This is a genomic window from Paenibacillus sp. FSL H7-0323, assembly GCF_038002725.1.
Classification (GTDB): Bacteria; Bacillota; Bacilli; order Paenibacillales; family Paenibacillaceae; genus Paenibacillus_AQ; species Paenibacillus_AQ odorifer.
The window spans coordinates 40256-55012 of record NZ_JBBODB010000002.1 but is presented as its reverse complement, the minus strand read 5'-3'; the positions used below and the strand labels follow the sequence as shown (position 1 = coordinate 55012).

Below are 14757 nucleotides of genomic sequence, written 5' to 3'. Positions count from 1 at the left end.
CCCTATTATACATTGAGGCGTGCATTTTTCCACGTAATATCAACGATCTCTCCGTCTTCAACCTCTATTTTATCAATTATCAAAGCTAATGCTTTTTTAGCTTTCAGTCTATCTACTCCAGTAATATCACCTAACAATCTTTCGGCATTTGACTTAACTGCTGAAGCATCACCTTTTTTATCTTTTAATTTTTCTAATTGTATTCTCAACATGCCTCTCTCGATCTCAACGCGTTGACTAGCTGCTTTTAAGTCATTTGCCGAGATAAGATCATTTTCATAAGCTTCTATTTGTTTCTGTATTTTCTTCTCTATTCTCGCTAATTGGGTCATAATTTCTTTAATCTCTTCCTCATCAGTGACGGCGGCAGCTATGTTTATATTTAGTTCTTTCTCTGAGAGACTAGCCAACTTCTTCACTTCTTCGATTATCAAGCTTTCTAAATCTTCACGATGCACTGCATGATGTTTGCACCCATAGCCCAGAGTGTACGATGAACACATGTACCTATAATAAGCGTAATCGTTAGAGCCTCTTTTGATTCGCTGAGTATTTCCTTTCATATTAGCTTCACAATGTTTGCATTTAACAAGACCAGTTAAGATGTAAGATTCGTTATCGGCATGTTTCCGCGATATTGAACGAGCTTTAAATATCATGCGTACCTTCTCAAATCTTTCAGGTTCGATGATAGCAGGGTGGTTATTTTCATTAATAATCCACTCACTTGCATCACGCATAATGGTTTTCCCATTTTTGGTTGCTCTTTTGTTGTAAATCATAACGCCTGATAGCGTTTCATTGGCCATTAGTTTTCTTACATTAACCTGATCCCACATTTTTTCTTTTCTAGTTGTTACACCAGCGTCATTTAGGCGTTTTGCTATCATCCTGTGACCATGCCCTTCTTCGGCAAGGTCAAACATAAAGCTTACATTTTTAGCTTCTTCTTCATTAATGGCGTATAAACCATCTTCTATAATATAGCCGTAACATGGTTTGCCGAGAGCTTTATTTGTATTTTTTGCAAGTGAGATCATATTATCTTTTACACGCTCACTTGTTCTTTCACGTTCGAACTCTGCAAACGTACCTAGTAGTTGTAATGTCATCCGCCCTACAGCCGTGGAAGTGTCAAAACTTTCGGAAGAGGAGGCATATTCGCAATTATGTTTTTGAAACAGATTAACTAGCTGGAGCAGGTCTAACAAATTTCTACATAATCGGTCTAATTTTGTGGTTAGCACAATATCAAATTCATTTTGCTCAACTCTAGCAATGAGTTTTTTTAAGCTTGGACGATTTATATTTTTAGCACTTATCCCATCATCAGAAAAGATATCTGGTTTGTTCCATCCCATAGCTTTACAGTAAGATTCTAGCCTTTCAGACTGCTCGGTCAATGAATTGCCTTTTTCAACCTGTTCATCAGTAGAAACGCGAATATAAGCTGCTACTTTCATATCATGCTTCCTTCCAACTTAGTATTTAACATTAAATGGGGACATAAACCATACCATTTTCCCAATAACTTTAACAGTGGTTTCTTCTTCTGAGTTTATATCAAATGACTTGGCAGAGTACTCTGTATTATAACTATCAGGTTCAAGCACTAATGTATTCTGTAGCTTATAGAATCGTTTAAGAGTTGCATCATAACCATTCACAGCTACTGCAACAATATCGCCATTAGCCACATCCTGAGTTGGATCAATCAATGCAAACGATCCATTAGGTATAACTTTATTCATACTATCGCCGTTTACTTGTAACAAAAAGGCTTCTGGGTGATGTGTAAATACGAAATGAGGGATTTCAATATGATCTTCAATCATAATCATTTCTAAAGGAATCCCAGCAGATATTTTTCCGTATAAAGGAACTTTTGTTGAACTGTTTTCTATGGAATATACATTATTAGATCCCTCAATAGGTTGCAAAGAGGCCTCATTTTCGAAAAGTAAATCGTCAGTAACGACTCCTAGTACATTAGCGATCATTTCAACTTTACCCATTCGAGGTTCTGCTTTACCTGTTTCCCAATAACCTACAGTTACATCAGATACACCGATCCTCCGCGCTAACTCTGCCTTAGATAATTTTCTTTCTTCCCTAAGTTTTTTTAGATTATTAGCAAAATTAATGGAATTCATATCGCACCTCTTATCTTTATTTACGTTATTATACTATTATTCATTAATATATACAACAAATATCTAATTTATACTTAGTAAATTGTGCCTAATATTCATTTTATCTATTGACTCTAAATTTAACTTAGGATATATTGAATCCACAGAGGGGGGGTGACACCATGGTAGAAGTCGCTAAACGAACCTTAAGGGAGTGGAGAGCAAAGCGAAAGCTTAATAAAGCAGCAATGTCTAAGAAATTAGGCGTACATGCTAGTACCTATGCTAAATGGGAGAATAATCCTGAGGAAATAAGTATAAAGGAAGCCATACGGATTTCTGAAGTTTTAGGATGCAGAGTAAGAGATATCATTTTTTTTGAATCCGATCCTAACTTAAACTTAGGGTTACCTGAGAAAGCTCTATATAAGTAAAGTCGGACAACCAGATATGCATATGTTATATGGGAGGGATGTGTATGCGTAAAGAAACCCAAAAGCTAAGAGTTAGAACTCATTACATGATCATCAATAATGAAAAGGTTGAGATTGATCCCGCAAAAACAGATCTACCCGACCGATGTAAAATTGCGTGGGCTGAGATGATAACGGGAAAAAAATATTCACTAGTGGAGGGCTGAGCCTTCCCTTGTGGGACAAGCAGTATTTTCGATTGGAGGTATGTGATTTGAAAAACAAAAAGATGATCGAGTTAAATTCCATTATTCAAAACTGCCTTAACCGTGGATGTACATCAGAAGAAATACAAGATTTCATCGATCGAGCACGCCTCTACAATATAGAACAGCCTGAAATGATACCAATTATAGATGACTTAGAAGTAAGGTATATAGCTTCTCTAGGTGAAGGTAAGGAGGTTTAGTTACGTGACAGTAATCATATGCAGCACAGTCAGATGCCCTTACCCCACTTGCGGTCATACAGGTGAAGTAATCACAGTTAATCATTGCCGCACGGCTCATAAAATGGAGCGTAAAGAGTTGTTTGGAAAATACGGAAAGCCACAAAGTATCGGATACAATCCTCAAGCCACAAACAAAAATCTAGAAGGACACACGCCAATTCAGCGATTAAATATCGGATACCCTAGCGACTCCAATAACGCGAAAGATAGGAGATCAGCTAGGAGTAAAGGGAGGTAGCGATTTATGCATAAACAAATTGTTAAGGAGCCAGTTACAATTGACAGCCGCGAAGTAGCAGACATGATGGGTAAACGTCATGACCATCTTTTATCAGACATTCGGAGATATGCAGAGATTTTGGACTCCCAAGATCTCGGGAGTCATCAATTCTTCATTCTAAGCCATTATCTCAATGCACAGAACAAAGAACAGCCTAATTACCTCTTGACTCGTAAAGGTTGCGATATGGTAGCCAATAAAATGACAGGAGAAAAGGGTGTGCTCTTCACAGCTGCTTATGTGACTAAATTCGAAGCTATGGAAGAAAAGATCAAGAATCCATTCGCTGGGGCTAGTAAAGAATTACAAGCAATTCTGATGCTGGATATTCGAACTAAAGAAATGGAAGATCGGGTAGAGCATTTAGAAAACCGCACAACGATTGATTACGGGCAGCAACGAACACTAAAAAAGGCAGGGAATAAGCGAGTTTTAGAAATCGTGGGTGGAAAGAAATCAGCAGCCTATAAGGATAGCAGCCTTCGGACGCAAGTATATTCAGCGCTGTGGAATGAATTCACTGAGTTCTTTGAGATCAATTCATATAACAACACATTCATTAAAGATTACGATCGTGCGCTTCACTATGTTCCACTTTGGAATCCACCCAATAACCTAATGAGACAGATTGAACAAGCAAATGGTCAAATGTTGTTTTGAATTTATCAAGAAAAGGAGGGATCTTGTGGACAAGCATATGATAGCTAAGGATCTTCGCGAGGAGGTTGTCTTTTGGAAGACAGTTGAAGATGATGCGTTATTACGTGGTGGAGAGATTGATTTCAATATCTATCTATTTGCTGCTCGAAATAGGAGGGAATGTCAGGATAAGTTGCTGAAAGTGTGGGATGAAATCGCCTTAGACAAGTTCCGAAATGGCCGATCAAATGAAAAACAGCCCACCGGGGTAGGAGCCGGTAGGCTAAACACGAACATAACAAATTCAATTACGGTTAGTTTATCAGGATTTGGAGGAAAAAGCAATGCAAGCTAAAGATTGGAATTTACCTATGGTAGATGTAACTGGACGAAAATATGAGGTTACAATCCAATCTACAAGTTTATTTAATGCAGTTTTATCTATGCATAAGCGCCAACCCTATGCCGATCCCATCCTTGATGGGATGGATTTCACGGCTCAAGAACGTGCTGCAATAGCTCACTCTAAATATGTAAAGGACATGCGTGAAGAGGCGCTAGACCTTGTTTTAAAAACGATGAATTATCCGGCATGGATGAGAACTCCAGAACAAAGGAGAAGAGACTTTTTAGAGCGTCAGATACAGCGTGAGAAAGTAACTTCAGGCTGGACCAACGGTAATTTTAAATGTCTAGCTTGCGAGACAGTTATTCCTGAAGGGAAGGTACATCTATCAGCCCATGGCGGTCATATCTGTAATTATCATTGCTTCGGTAACAAATTAATAAGAGATCGAGTGAAATCAGATGGACATTGATATTAAGCAGTATATCAAGGACATCAGAAAATTGCGTGCTCAGGCTGACGCATACGATGACAATGCTCCTGGAGCAATCATGGAAAAAATACGCCTGCTTACAGCTGCTCACATGCTTATTGGACGAGTATCGGCTGTTAGAGACGGTGAGCATGCTCGTATCTATGCAGCCCGTAAAATAGCTTATGCCAAAGCTAGAAAGGAAGCAAAGCGCGGAGAGAAAGAGATAGCCGGCGATCTTGCTATTGAGGACTTGCGAATGGTTGAGGCTACAGCTCTTGAAGAAAAGATGATGTGGAAGAATGAGTTTTCTTCTCTCCGTGAGTACATTTATGAACTCAGATTAAGAGTACGGGTTGATATGAACACATTAGGAGGTGGGGATTAATGAAAGACGAATCTGCCATGAAGGTTTTAGAAGCAACGGCTATTAGGAGACGGTTGAGAACACTATACGCTGAACATAAAAAAGGTTCGAAGCTTACTCAGAAACGAAAAAATAAAATAGAAAAAGAGATTTTTGAGTTGCAACAAAAAATGAAATCTCTTAATAAAACCTACCAGCCTAAACTTAAGCTTAATCCTAAAACTCTGCACAAACAAAGATCACTTGGAAATTGTATTAACCCTAAGTGTCGGAAAAAGATACCAATCGGACAAGCAGTTGTTAAATACGGTCATAAGGGGTTGTGCTGCGATTATAAGTGTCTGATTGGTGCGATGAATGGAAGCTAAGGAAAGGGGTCTGACATCATGGCAAGGCCATTAAAAGAAGGCCTAGACTATTTCCCATTGGATATTGATTTTGATCAGGATGATAAATTAGTTGTCCCAATAGCTAAATATGGAATGCAGGGACTCGGAGTTATCGTAAAAATTATGATGAATATTTATCGCAATGGATATTTTTATCCCTGGGAGGAGCGTGAACACTATGCCCTTTCCAGTAAGGTTAATGCTGACATTAACACTGTAAAAGAGATCGTAAATGAATGCATAAACTGGGGATTCTTCAATGAAAATGTATACAAAAATTACAAGGTGTTGACATCAAGAGGGTTCCAGAAAAGATATATTGAGGCAGCGAAAAGACGTAAAGAAGTAACTTTATTTGAAGGTCATTTACTCATTGATCCGTTAGAAGAAAGTAAGAAAGTATCACACTCAATCGTGATCGTCAGTGCTGAAAGTACACCAGTTAATGTTTACATTAATCCCGACAAACAAGGGAAAATGTCAGCAGAAAGTACACAAAGTAAAGTAAAGGAAAGTAAAGTAAAGGAAAGTAAAGGAGAGGAAAGTAAAGAAAAAGAAAAAGAAAGTGAAATAAAACCAATAGAGATAGAGGTGCCTCTGCCAGTTAATCCGTTCCGGATGTTTGAAGCTGAAGGGTTTGGCACAATCAGTTCTGTGATATCTGATCAGCTTAATGACTTTATAAATGAATATGGCGAAAGATGGCTTTGCGAGGCTATGCGTACTTCGATAATTGCTGGCAAGCGAAATCTTAGTTATGTTCGTGCCATTCTAAAACGATGGAAATCCGAAGGCATAGACGAGCCATGGACAAAGGAGAAAGAACTACGAAGCAATCCTTCTAGTAATAGTTATAGGAATGGGCGGGGTGGGCAAAGTGGGAAACCACAAATTGAAATTACTAAGAACCCCGTTGCTCCTCCTACACAAGAAGAAATCGAACTTCATGAGAAGTCCATGGCTGAGCTTCTTGATAAAAGAAAACGAGCTGAGGAGGAAAAAAGACGTTGAAATTTCTAAACTGGAAGACTGACACCGAGCTTCTGCAGATAATCAACAATGACTCTCTAGATTATGACATACGCATTCACGCCACCATGGAACTTATAGCCAGAGAAAAAATAAAAAAGCTCATAATGGTGCTCGTCGATCGTAGACGTTCAGAGGTGTGGTGATTATGACTGCTGCTGAACGCCGGGAGAAATACTTGCTAAATGAATTCGATAGAATCTTTGAATCCTTGGAATATCGACTTTTTGAACATTTGGCAGCAGCTGACCATATCGTAGCTAAAATTATTTCAGAGGCATCAACTGCAGGTGTTGGGTTATCAACTAGTCAAAAAGTTGTGAGGGCAAAGATTGAAGATATGATTGACCAAATAGCTGAAAAACGTGAATTAGAAACCCCAAAAAGAGCGAGGAAAGATTCGAAATGACACATTACGAGGTTGGTAAGAAATATAAAAAGATCGTAACAGTAATGAAAGTCAAAAATGAAGCACCAAACATACTTAATATCGATGGTATGAACTATGTACTTGATTCTAGAGCTAATAGAAAGGCGGTTAAACATGGGACAAGGGAACCGGGGAGCTGCGTTCGAGAATCTACTAAATTACACAAATGAATCTTACGAGAATAGAGAGCTTGCGGTTATCAACAAAAGATCCACACCAGTAAAAGTAACTAGGAGCAAAGGAACAAAGGTACTTGCAGGATTCTTTGAGGCTAAGTCAACCGTTGATTATGATGGGATTTATCGTGGAAGGGCTGTTTTTTTCGAAGCTAAGTCAATCCAAGAGCTAGATCGATTTGACCTTAAAAACGTTGCAGATCACCAATACGAGCACTTAGAAAAATGTCATAAGTTTGGGGCTCTATGCTTCGTGCTGGTAGAGTTTAGAAAGCAACGAAAGACGTACTTATTACCATTCACTGCGCTGAGAGCTTATAAGACTGAGGCAGCTCGTGGAGGCCGTAAGAGCATGACACTAGATAACATGGAGATAGATGCCTATGAAGTTAGTTCAGGACGAAGCATGCCACTAGATTATTTAGCTACAGTTGATAGAGTTTGGTTCGAGGACACTCAGAAGAATGCCTGATAGAAATGGCTGGCTGACCCGTAACGAAGCTGCAGAATGTGGTAAGCCACTTTATATCACAGGCGGTCCCGGATGGCGTCCAGAACGTCCCAAAGGTTGGGCAATCCTACCAAAATATCGATGTGCGCAACTTAAAGCTCATGTGGAAGCTACCGAACAGCCTATTGCTTATCTTCATGTACGAAATGCAATTCCACCTTATAGCTATGCTCCATTGTACGCTCGGGACAAGCAACAGATCGAAGTAAGCCAGCTTACGCCAGGCGAACTTGCAGAAGCGGAGAGAGGATCATGATTCTGGTATGTCTCCAGTGTGGATCAGATATGAGGGAAATTACCCTGGACTTATATCGTTGTACTGAATGTGAGTGGGAGGCAGAGCAATTATCTATAGAACAACCTACTAAACAAAATCAAAGAGAGATGAGGTGTAGCATGGTTCAAGAAACCCCTCATAAAACTTTCTGGAAACCGCAGAAACAAGAGAAACCCAAGAAGACAAGCAGCTTAGGGCAGTGGAAGAAGGAGAAGAAAGAGGTATCTCCTTTGAAGCAAAAGATATTCGCAGATCACAAGCCAGGTAAAAGTTCAAAACAGCGCTGTGAGTTTCCAGCGGCAGTAATTAAGGAATTGATTGCAGAGGCTGACGGTAAATGTTCACATTGTAAAACTGCCCCGGATACAACAACACATCATGTAATGCCACGAGGAAGAAAGGGCAGGGGAGTTAAGACAAATGGATTACGCCTTTGTGGGGTCTGCCATGACATTATCCAAACGGATGAAGAGCTCTTGCAGTACTGGATTTCAGTGTTTTGGAATAAATACGGCGATTACTTTTGGTTTGATGAACAAGATTGGGACGAATACAATCACAAGCTAAATAAGCAGATGGAACTAGAGAAGGTAAAAGAAGAACGATTGCAGCAGATTGAACCCATAGCGGATCTAATCGCAACGGCAGCCGGTAGGGATCTCCGAGTAAAGGAAATTAGATTACTGGAGTCTTTAGAAACTAAGGACTTAAATACCTTTACTGGAATGTTTACTGACGCTCTTAATGGCTATGCTGCTCAGGGATCTTACCATCCTAATGACCGATTTGAAGATTAAGTAATTCTTATAACAACGTGAGGTGATTAGTCGGATGACTGAAACAGAACAGCGCAGACACTTCCAGCGGATTAAATCCCTGAGTAACGAAAAGTTTTGGAAGTACATGAATGTACTGCATACCCGAGCTTATACCAAGGCAGAAAACCATTATCAAGAGGCTATGGATATCGTATTAACACCAAAGCAAAAAGCAGCAGTAATTGCTAAGGCTAATGAGATTCGAGAGTTATGGGATGGCATGCCATCAATCACGTTGGATGCTACAGAGGATGCAGAAATGCGAGAGTTGGGAGTTTAATACAAATTCGGGTATAGGCCGTAAGGAGAGAGCGAGAAATGATCAATAAAGAAATGTATTTCGAAGACAATCTTGCTTCGCAGGGAACAAGTTTTTATCTAAGAGATGAATCAGATAATGCCTCGGCTGTTATGGGTCTTATTTTTGAAAAGATGAAACTGCGAGGATGGTTCATTCAGACAGATCAGCGTATTTTAAGAGATTACGCTTGTTTGGCAAAAGACCACTTTGAGGGGCATAAAGGCGATCTTAAGTTTAAGGCTGAAAAATACCGCATGGGATTCAAAATTGAATTTTTCCAAGAAATTAACACAGTCAATAGAAGCGGCGGTTACTATGATTTCGATAAATTAAAGCTCATGCCATACTTGCTTCGCTTGTCATTTCTAACTGAATTAAAACACATCAAAGAAACGTGCAAGGCAGATGGGTATCTGGATCAATCCAAGCCGGTTACAGTCAGGGCTTTTGATAAAGTGATGGACCACATTAAAAGCTCATGCCATTACAAAGAAGGTAAAGAATTACCGGAGTACGAGGTACCAAGTTACAACAGCAAAGATAAAGACGGGAAACGCATCCGGAATGGAGAAGTTAAGTATTTCAGAGATCGTAAAGGGTGTTTGCAGCGCGGCATTGTTTACCACAATATCAACAACATGTGGTGGGTCATACTGCATGAATATAACTACAGAAATATTGCGAGTTTTGAGTTCTTTGATTTAGACAGTGAGGAAAACCGGAAGCGAAAACTGATCAAGAAATCTGGTCATCACAAACCAGCAGCGCGCATTAAATTCAGCGAACCTGTGGCAGCCCAGATTAGCAAGGAATGCAAGAGTATAGGCAAAGAAGGACGTTTAGTGAAAGCAAATGAGATGCTCTCAAAGCTTTATAAATTTGATTGGACTTCAAGATTTTTCGCATTTGAATTAAAAGCCAACGGACGGTTGTCCTTAATAGAAATCGAAAGCAAGGCATGGGGGAACCACAAGGTACATGAGAGCCCCATAAAGCTTAGTTTATATGGTCGAACGTTACCAATGTCCAGTACAGAAAGCTATTGGGTGAAGGCTCTGAGGGAATATGTGGTTCATGGCAAACGAACGATTACAGAATGGTTTTGTAAGGATAGTAATGGGCAGGGACCAGACGCGCATTACTGGCCGGAAGTTCGGAAGATAGCCTGGGAAATAGGTGCATTAGCATCTTAAATGACCAAACAGAATTGAGGGTTAACCACCCTCTTTCCTATAAAGGAGACGATTGGCAATGGAAAATACGTTAACTCTTGAACAAATGCTTGAAATGCAAAAAGTACTGGATGCACGAATCATCAAAGAAAAGGGCCTTGAAGGCGTTGATCTGCTGCCTAGTACAATATTAGCTCTTCAGGTAGAAATCGGAGAATTGGCAAATGAATGGCGCGGATTCAAACATTGGAGCAAGAATCAGAAACCACGTACTCGTGCCGTGCGGAACTTGGGCGTAGATGATATTGGTGTCGAGCGCGGAGAAGCTTACAATCCTCTACTAGAAGAGTACGTAGACTGTCTACACTTCTTCCTGAGCATCGCGCGACAGCTCAACCTTACGCCAGATGACCTTTACTGCTACGACGAATGCGTGGATGGAGAAACTTCCGTACTGTTCACAGAGATTCTCCATCAGGTTGGAGCGATTATCGGTGACAAGTTTTTAGCAAATCCAATGGAGAATTTCGATATGCATCGAAAACATTTTTTCAAAGGGGCACTATATGCTTTCTACGCTTTGGGGGAGCAAAGATTAGGGTTTACCTTCGAGCAGATTGCAGAAGCCTATACAGCCAAGAACAAAGTAAACCATGATCGTCAATCCAATGGATATTAGGAATGAGATCGGCTGAAGAAACACTTGAACTGCTCCTGCAAGGTATGGATAAGCGGCGGCAGTATCTACGTCGGAAGCTCCGTAGGATTGAGAAGCATGGTACGAAGCCGCGGTGCGGTGGAGGAAACGAACTGAATAGGCTCAAATACTCCGGGCGCGCCAGAATGCTATCCGAGCACGCGACAATCCTTTGTATGCTTGAGGACATACGCCACAGCCGCCAACACCCAGACAATCTATATAACGAGGAGGATGACACGGACGATGACTAATCCTATGACACCAGAACGGATAGAAGAGAAGAAGCTTAAAAAGGGTGATCGTGTCGTAATGCACACTTGCATTGAATCCGAGGAAGAACCGGGAAAGATATGGACGTGCAAGTCAGATCAGTTTACGCGAGGGAAGGGAGTATTTGCACAGGATTCTGTATTCCTCGAAGGGTACAGTGGATCATTCGCACCTGAATTTCTGCAAAAGGTCGTTTTACCTTCAGAGGATGAACGTATGCTGGCTGCTCTAGAAGAGTCACAAGGAGATATCATCACTCTGAAACAGAAAGTAGAACTATACGAAGAAGCATTAATGACTTACAAGGATAATCGGGCTGATATGAATCGTCAGTTAGCAGAGGCACAGCAGACCATAGCCCGACAACGAGAGGTACTGGATTTCTATGCTAATCAAGAACATTGGGAGTTGCCAAGCTTCGGTAGAGGTCAATCAAAGGTAACGAGCGACAGAGGAAGTAAAGCGCGTGAACTGTTGAAGGAAGGGAGCGACAAGGCATGAGCTTCAGAACAGATGAAATAAAGACCTATCGAACAATAGTGATTTGCGACGATTGCGGAAAAGAAAAAGTTATAGCAGATAGTGACATTCCACTTGGATTTGATAACCGTATGAACGGTGCATTGAAGAACGGATATATGTTTAAGCAGGAAGGTAACGTATTCAAGAACTATTGTTTTCAGTGCGAATCCAAGCGTAGGGAGGCACAGTCATGACACAGGTAAAGGATAAGACAAACATTTGCCCCCGAGAGAGGGCAGAGGCGGCATATATCACGCTACAGGGGGAGACATGAATACCTTAAGCCTGTTCAGTGGAATTGCTGGAATTGATTTAGCAGCTGAGTGGGCCGGCATGCAGACAATAGCATTCTGCGAACGTGAACCATTCCCTCAGAAGGTACTACGGAAGCATTGGCCAGATGTACCAATATACGATGATGTTTGCACACTAACAAGGGAGGTGCTAGAGAAAGATGGCATCTTATCAGCAACCAGAACAATTGACATTATTTCAGCTGGATTCCCCTGTCAGCCCTTCAGTAATGCTGGACAGCGTGGAGGCACTGACGATGAGCGCTATCTCTGGCCGGAAGTTGTCCGGATATTACAAGACGTCCAGCCCACTTGGTTTGTTGGCGAAAATGTTGCTGGAATCCTCAGTATGGCAGAGCCAAATGGGCTGCCTGCGGTGGAAAGCCGAACCGTACAGTCTGGGGAGGAAGAAGACTTTTACGAGGCGGTATTTACACAACAAGAAATTATGCTCTTCGGAAACATCTGTAAAGATCTCGAAGACATTGGCTATGAAGTCCAACCGTTTGTTGTACCGGCTGCGGCTGTCGGGGCGAAGCACCTCAGAGAGCGAGTCTTCATTGTGGGCTACTCCGAACACTTTCGACGTAATGCCACAGCGTTCGGACGAGGCACTGATTCGACAAGCGACAACCTCAAGGAAGGGCAGAAGCAGACCAGCCAACCTTCGGGAACAAGTGGACGAACGGACAATGAAGCTTTGGGCGACACCACAAGCAAGGGATTACCGCAGTGGGGACAACCCAGATGGTCCGAGAGCAACCCGCAAGATGGAACAAGGATGGACGCAGAATTTGAACGATCAAGTGAAGTTTTGGCCGACACCGACAGCCTCAGAGACAACGGGCAGGGCAAATGTGGAACTGACGGAAACAGGCAGGAGATCATGCAAGAACGGGAACTCTCACAGCATGGATTTAGCGACGACAGTCAAAATGTGGCCGACCACTCAAGCTTCGGACGACAGGGACAGAGGAAACCTATCCAACCCATCGATTCAAAAACGTGTGGAGAACGGAAAACAAGTGAATCTCTCAATGTGTGTTTCGGAACAGAGCGGACAACTCAATCCTTATTGGGTGGAATCCCTAATGAATTTTCCTCTTGGATGGACGGAAGTGGAGTAAATCCCTTGGATGCATTTGGGGAGTATATCGCGAATTATCCACAGCCGGCACCACTCAGTTTGGATCAATACAGTTGGGAACCACCTCGGGTAGCAACAGGAGTAAAGGAACGTACTGGTCGGCTGAAGGCTCTCGGTAATGCTGTAGATCCGTTACAGATATATCCGGTGATGGCGGCAATCAAAGCAATAGATGATGCAATGATCCGTAAAGATAATTTGAAATAGGGAGTAGGAGTATCCCTCCTCTCCCAAAGTCAGAGTAGACGCAAACTATGTAATAGGGGGTCTAAGTTGAGATTGACAGCGAAGCAAATTGAAGAGAAGTTCTTAGTAGAAGTGAACGAAGTCGGAGTTAAGAATTTTGCTTGTATGGACGCATCTAAATGTCATCAAGCCTATGAATTAAGAATGGCGAATGGAAATCTGCGTTATTGGAAAGTGAAAAATGGCAAAGAGTTAGAGTTTGAAAGTAAATTGAGAATGGTGGATGGAGATTAATTTCGGAGTACGAAGATACAGGGACAGAGAGGGTTAATAGCCCTCCTCTCCCACTAAGGGAGGATAACCATGTACATTATAGAATTCACGGACGGATCAAGCACAACCGAAATTGTCGGCAAGAAAAGCGCATTCAAGGATGCTGCTGACTTCTTGGAAAAATGCAAAGGTGAATTCGATTGGAAGTTTGATGATATTGATTTTGAAATAACAGTGGAAGACGTTCAAGACGGTGCATACTGCCGATACTATCCGCGCATGCCAGAAGATTACTCACACCTTGAAATGGAGAGCGGTTATACATTTTGCAACCCGGGAAAAGGGGCTTTTGAAGTGTACTTCATACCGTGGCAGAAGCTTTGTAAGGAACGGTTGTTTTCGGGAACTAAGGTGCGGGAGGAAGCCCAATGACACAAAGGGACTGGCAAAAGGATATGGAGATGGCCCATACAGCCAGATATGAGTATGACATTAGCCACCTTAACAATGTGCTTGATTCACTGTTCTACTGGTTGGGGGCGTATGGCGGCTTAGAATCAGCATATGAGAAACAAATAGTTGAGGCTGGAAAATACTCAGAGCGTGCAGACGCAGCAGAGGCACGAGTAAAAGAACTGGAATCAATCATTAAGGCGGCAAACGATGAAAATGATTGGTTGATAAGCGGCGATGCCGATGAATTATATGGAGAGGCTATATCCACCCTTTACCCAGATACCCCAGCACCCAACGGTGAGGAAAGAGGTAATCATGAATAATCAAATTGAAGATTTAAAGAAGACGATGAAAAGAGCAATTGATGGTCCATCATGGGTTGTTGATGAATGGTTTAAACCTCTGACCGAAGCGAAATCAATCGAAGAATGGCATGAAGACTATGGGGATGTACTCTGGTAGACATTCCCCATCGAGGAATCTCCGTACTGTGGATCACCATTGGATGTAGACTGGCCCGATTATCATACTCACTGGACACCAATTGTGATTCCAGCCAGCACCCAAGGAGGACGTGGAATGAAAAAGGAGTGGGCGTTAATGATTTGCGACTGTAGTTACTTCTTTGCAGTCAAGGAGGAACCTGC

27 protein-coding genes are annotated in these 14757 nt (G+C 41.7%); 25 read left to right on the top strand and 2 right to left on the bottom strand.

Annotated elements, in window-relative coordinates:
• Positions 1 to 5: 5 nt before the first annotated feature.
• Both MHH89_RS31255 and MHH89_RS31250 read right to left on the bottom strand, forming a co-directional pair.
• Positions 6 to 1463 (bottom strand): recombinase family protein, encoded by a 1458-nt coding sequence (locus MHH89_RS31255; RefSeq protein WP_341088927.1) that lies wholly within the window; start codon positions 1461 to 1463, stop codon positions 6 to 8.
• Between the two features lie 18 nt (positions 1464 to 1481).
• Positions 1482 to 2153, bottom strand: coding sequence for a LexA family protein (locus MHH89_RS31250; protein WP_341088926.1), 672 nt, complete (start codon positions 2151 to 2153; stop codon positions 1482 to 1484).
• Between the two features lie 161 nt (positions 2154 to 2314).
• On the opposite strand from MHH89_RS31250, the gene MHH89_RS31245 reads away from it, so the two are divergent.
• The 25 genes from MHH89_RS31245 (at position 2315) to MHH89_RS31125 (ending at position 14572) form a co-directional block, all read left to right on the top strand.
• Positions 2315 to 2566: a helix-turn-helix transcriptional regulator gene (locus MHH89_RS31245; protein ID WP_341088924.1), complete on the top strand. Its 252-nt coding sequence runs from the start codon at positions 2315 to 2317 to the stop codon at positions 2564 to 2566.
• 44 nt (positions 2567 to 2610) lie between these two features.
• Positions 2611 to 2772, top strand: a complete 162-nt coding sequence (locus MHH89_RS31240; protein ID WP_341088922.1) for a hypothetical protein — start codon at positions 2611 to 2613, stop codon at positions 2770 to 2772.
• Between the two features lie 47 nt (positions 2773 to 2819).
• Positions 2820 to 3014 (top strand): hypothetical protein, encoded by a 195-nt coding sequence (locus tag MHH89_RS31235; protein ID WP_341088920.1) that lies wholly within the window; start codon positions 2820 to 2822, stop codon positions 3012 to 3014.
• Between the two features lie 286 nt (positions 3015 to 3300).
• Positions 3301 to 3996, top strand: a complete 696-nt coding sequence (locus MHH89_RS31230; RefSeq protein ID WP_341088918.1) for an ORF6C domain-containing protein — start codon at positions 3301 to 3303, stop codon at positions 3994 to 3996.
• Positions 3997 to 4021: 25 nt separating this feature from the next.
• Positions 4022 to 4330, top strand: a complete 309-nt coding sequence (locus MHH89_RS31225) for a hypothetical protein (RefSeq protein ID WP_341088917.1) — start codon at positions 4022 to 4024, stop codon at positions 4328 to 4330.
• Positions 4320 to 4793, top strand: coding sequence for a hypothetical protein (locus MHH89_RS31220; RefSeq protein WP_341088916.1), 474 nt, complete (start codon positions 4320 to 4322; stop codon positions 4791 to 4793). Before MHH89_RS31225 ends, MHH89_RS31220 begins: the two co-directional genes overlap by 11 nt.
• Positions 4783 to 5181, top strand: a complete 399-nt coding sequence (locus MHH89_RS31215; protein ID WP_036684313.1) for a hypothetical protein — start codon at positions 4783 to 4785, stop codon at positions 5179 to 5181. Before MHH89_RS31220 ends, MHH89_RS31215 begins: the two co-directional genes overlap by 11 nt.
• Positions 5181 to 5528: a hypothetical protein gene (locus tag MHH89_RS31210; RefSeq protein ID WP_341088915.1), complete on the top strand. Its 348-nt coding sequence runs from the start codon at positions 5181 to 5183 to the stop codon at positions 5526 to 5528. Before MHH89_RS31215 ends, MHH89_RS31210 begins: the two co-directional genes overlap by 1 nt.
• 18 nt (positions 5529 to 5546) lie before the next feature.
• On the top strand, positions 5547 to 6560 hold the full coding sequence (locus tag MHH89_RS31205) for a Lin1244/Lin1753 domain-containing protein (protein WP_341088914.1): 1014 nt from the start codon (positions 5547 to 5549) through the stop codon (positions 6558 to 6560).
• Complete coding sequence (locus MHH89_RS31200) at positions 6557 to 6724, top strand: hypothetical protein (protein WP_155986576.1); 168 nt, start codon at positions 6557 to 6559, stop codon at positions 6722 to 6724. Before MHH89_RS31205 ends, MHH89_RS31200 begins: the two co-directional genes overlap by 4 nt.
• Before the next feature lie 2 nt (positions 6725 to 6726).
• On the top strand, positions 6727 to 6987 hold the full coding sequence (locus tag MHH89_RS31195) for a hypothetical protein (protein ID WP_076138857.1): 261 nt from the start codon (positions 6727 to 6729) through the stop codon (positions 6985 to 6987).
• A gap of 135 nt (positions 6988 to 7122) precedes the next feature.
• The gene (locus tag MHH89_RS31190; RefSeq protein WP_341088913.1) at positions 7123 to 7656 is read left to right on the top strand and encodes a Holliday junction resolvase RecU; all 534 of its coding nucleotides are present in this window, start codon (positions 7123 to 7125) and stop codon (positions 7654 to 7656) included.
• Positions 7649 to 7951: a hypothetical protein gene (locus MHH89_RS31185; RefSeq protein WP_036684300.1), complete on the top strand. Its 303-nt coding sequence runs from the start codon at positions 7649 to 7651 to the stop codon at positions 7949 to 7951. The genes MHH89_RS31190 and MHH89_RS31185 overlap by 8 nt, the downstream gene beginning before the upstream one ends.
• Positions 7948 to 8769, top strand: coding sequence for an HNH endonuclease (locus tag MHH89_RS31180; protein WP_341088912.1), 822 nt, complete (start codon positions 7948 to 7950; stop codon positions 8767 to 8769). The genes MHH89_RS31185 and MHH89_RS31180 overlap by 4 nt, the downstream gene beginning before the upstream one ends.
• A 34-nt stretch (positions 8770 to 8803) precedes the next feature.
• Positions 8804 to 9070 carry a hypothetical protein gene (locus tag MHH89_RS31175; protein WP_341088911.1) on the top strand — a complete coding sequence of 89 codons (267 nt, stop codon included), beginning with the start codon at positions 8804 to 8806 and terminating at the stop codon, positions 9068 to 9070.
• A gap of 38 nt (positions 9071 to 9108) precedes the next feature.
• On the top strand, positions 9109 to 10284 hold the full coding sequence (locus tag MHH89_RS31170; RefSeq protein ID WP_341088910.1) for a hypothetical protein: 1176 nt from the start codon (positions 9109 to 9111) through the stop codon (positions 10282 to 10284).
• A gap of 58 nt (positions 10285 to 10342) precedes the next feature.
• Positions 10343 to 10942 (top strand): dUTP diphosphatase, encoded by a 600-nt coding sequence (locus MHH89_RS31165; RefSeq protein ID WP_341088909.1) that lies wholly within the window; start codon positions 10343 to 10345, stop codon positions 10940 to 10942.
• A 2-nt stretch (positions 10943 to 10944) separates the two neighbouring features.
• Positions 10945 to 11214: a hypothetical protein gene (locus tag MHH89_RS31160; protein ID WP_341088908.1), complete on the top strand. Its 270-nt coding sequence runs from the start codon at positions 10945 to 10947 to the stop codon at positions 11212 to 11214.
• Complete coding sequence (locus MHH89_RS31155) at positions 11207 to 11734, top strand: hypothetical protein (RefSeq protein WP_341088907.1); 528 nt, start codon at positions 11207 to 11209, stop codon at positions 11732 to 11734. Before MHH89_RS31160 ends, MHH89_RS31155 begins: the two co-directional genes overlap by 8 nt.
• Positions 11731 to 11949: a hypothetical protein gene (locus MHH89_RS31150; RefSeq protein WP_341088905.1), complete on the top strand. Its 219-nt coding sequence runs from the start codon at positions 11731 to 11733 to the stop codon at positions 11947 to 11949. The genes MHH89_RS31155 and MHH89_RS31150 overlap by 4 nt, the downstream gene beginning before the upstream one ends.
• 76 nt (positions 11950 to 12025) lie before the next feature.
• Positions 12026 to 13402 carry a DNA cytosine methyltransferase gene (locus tag MHH89_RS31145; RefSeq protein ID WP_341088904.1) on the top strand — a complete coding sequence of 459 codons (1377 nt, stop codon included), beginning with the start codon at positions 12026 to 12028 and terminating at the stop codon, positions 13400 to 13402.
• A gap of 66 nt (positions 13403 to 13468) precedes the next feature.
• Positions 13469 to 13675, top strand: coding sequence for a hypothetical protein (locus tag MHH89_RS31140; protein WP_340391981.1), 207 nt, complete (start codon positions 13469 to 13471; stop codon positions 13673 to 13675).
• A 69-nt stretch (positions 13676 to 13744) separates the two neighbouring features.
• Positions 13745 to 14086, top strand: coding sequence for a hypothetical protein (locus tag MHH89_RS31135; protein ID WP_341088902.1), 342 nt, complete (start codon positions 13745 to 13747; stop codon positions 14084 to 14086).
• Positions 14083 to 14433, top strand: coding sequence for a hypothetical protein (locus tag MHH89_RS31130; RefSeq protein ID WP_341088901.1), 351 nt, complete (start codon positions 14083 to 14085; stop codon positions 14431 to 14433). The genes MHH89_RS31135 and MHH89_RS31130 overlap by 4 nt, the downstream gene beginning before the upstream one ends.
• The gene (locus MHH89_RS31125) at positions 14426 to 14572 is read left to right on the top strand and encodes a hypothetical protein (RefSeq protein WP_341088899.1); all 147 of its coding nucleotides are present in this window, start codon (positions 14426 to 14428) and stop codon (positions 14570 to 14572) included. Before MHH89_RS31130 ends, MHH89_RS31125 begins: the two co-directional genes overlap by 8 nt.
• The last annotated feature ends 185 nt before the right edge of the window (positions 14573 to 14757 follow it).

Bases quoted from the DNA above. Each gene is read 5' to 3' on its own strand.
- MHH89_RS31255 (WP_341088927.1), bottom strand. From the start codon at position 1,463: ATGAAAGTAGCAGCTTATATTCGCGTTTCTACTGATGAACAGGTTGAA.
- MHH89_RS31250 (WP_341088926.1), bottom strand. From the start codon at position 2,153: ATGAATTCCATTAATTTTGCTAATAATCTAAAAAAACTTAGGGAAGAA.
- MHH89_RS31245 (WP_341088924.1), top strand. From the start codon at position 2,315: ATGGTAGAAGTCGCTAAACGAACCTTAAGGGAGTGGAGAGCAAAGCGA.
- MHH89_RS31240 (WP_341088922.1), top strand. From the start codon at position 2,611: ATGCGTAAAGAAACCCAAAAGCTAAGAGTTAGAACTCATTACATGATC.
- MHH89_RS31230 (WP_341088918.1), top strand. From the start codon at position 3,301: ATGCATAAACAAATTGTTAAGGAGCCAGTTACAATTGACAGCCGCGAA.
- MHH89_RS31220 (WP_341088916.1), top strand. From the start codon at position 4,320: ATGCAAGCTAAAGATTGGAATTTACCTATGGTAGATGTAACTGGACGA.
- MHH89_RS31215 (WP_036684313.1), top strand. From the start codon at position 4,783: ATGGACATTGATATTAAGCAGTATATCAAGGACATCAGAAAATTGCGT.
- MHH89_RS31210 (WP_341088915.1), top strand. From the start codon at position 5,181: ATGAAAGACGAATCTGCCATGAAGGTTTTAGAAGCAACGGCTATTAGG.
- MHH89_RS31205 (WP_341088914.1), top strand. From the start codon at position 5,547: ATGGCAAGGCCATTAAAAGAAGGCCTAGACTATTTCCCATTGGATATT.
- MHH89_RS31195 (WP_076138857.1), top strand. From the start codon at position 6,727: ATGACTGCTGCTGAACGCCGGGAGAAATACTTGCTAAATGAATTCGAT.
- MHH89_RS31190 (WP_341088913.1), top strand. From the start codon at position 7,123: ATGGGACAAGGGAACCGGGGAGCTGCGTTCGAGAATCTACTAAATTAC.
- MHH89_RS31185 (WP_036684300.1), top strand. From the start codon at position 7,649: ATGCCTGATAGAAATGGCTGGCTGACCCGTAACGAAGCTGCAGAATGT.
- MHH89_RS31180 (WP_341088912.1), top strand. From the start codon at position 7,948: ATGATTCTGGTATGTCTCCAGTGTGGATCAGATATGAGGGAAATTACC.
- MHH89_RS31175 (WP_341088911.1), top strand. From the start codon at position 8,804: ATGACTGAAACAGAACAGCGCAGACACTTCCAGCGGATTAAATCCCTG.
- MHH89_RS31170 (WP_341088910.1), top strand. From the start codon at position 9,109: ATGATCAATAAAGAAATGTATTTCGAAGACAATCTTGCTTCGCAGGGA.
- MHH89_RS31165 (WP_341088909.1), top strand. From the start codon at position 10,343: ATGGAAAATACGTTAACTCTTGAACAAATGCTTGAAATGCAAAAAGTA.
- MHH89_RS31160 (WP_341088908.1), top strand. From the start codon at position 10,945: ATGAGATCGGCTGAAGAAACACTTGAACTGCTCCTGCAAGGTATGGAT.
- MHH89_RS31155 (WP_341088907.1), top strand. From the start codon at position 11,207: ATGACTAATCCTATGACACCAGAACGGATAGAAGAGAAGAAGCTTAAA.
- MHH89_RS31150 (WP_341088905.1), top strand. From the start codon at position 11,731: ATGAGCTTCAGAACAGATGAAATAAAGACCTATCGAACAATAGTGATT.
- MHH89_RS31145 (WP_341088904.1), top strand. From the start codon at position 12,026: ATGAATACCTTAAGCCTGTTCAGTGGAATTGCTGGAATTGATTTAGCA.
- MHH89_RS31135 (WP_341088902.1), top strand. From the start codon at position 13,745: ATGTACATTATAGAATTCACGGACGGATCAAGCACAACCGAAATTGTC.
- MHH89_RS31130 (WP_341088901.1), top strand. From the start codon at position 14,083: ATGACACAAAGGGACTGGCAAAAGGATATGGAGATGGCCCATACAGCC.
- MHH89_RS31125 (WP_341088899.1), top strand. From the start codon at position 14,426: ATGAATAATCAAATTGAAGATTTAAAGAAGACGATGAAAAGAGCAATT.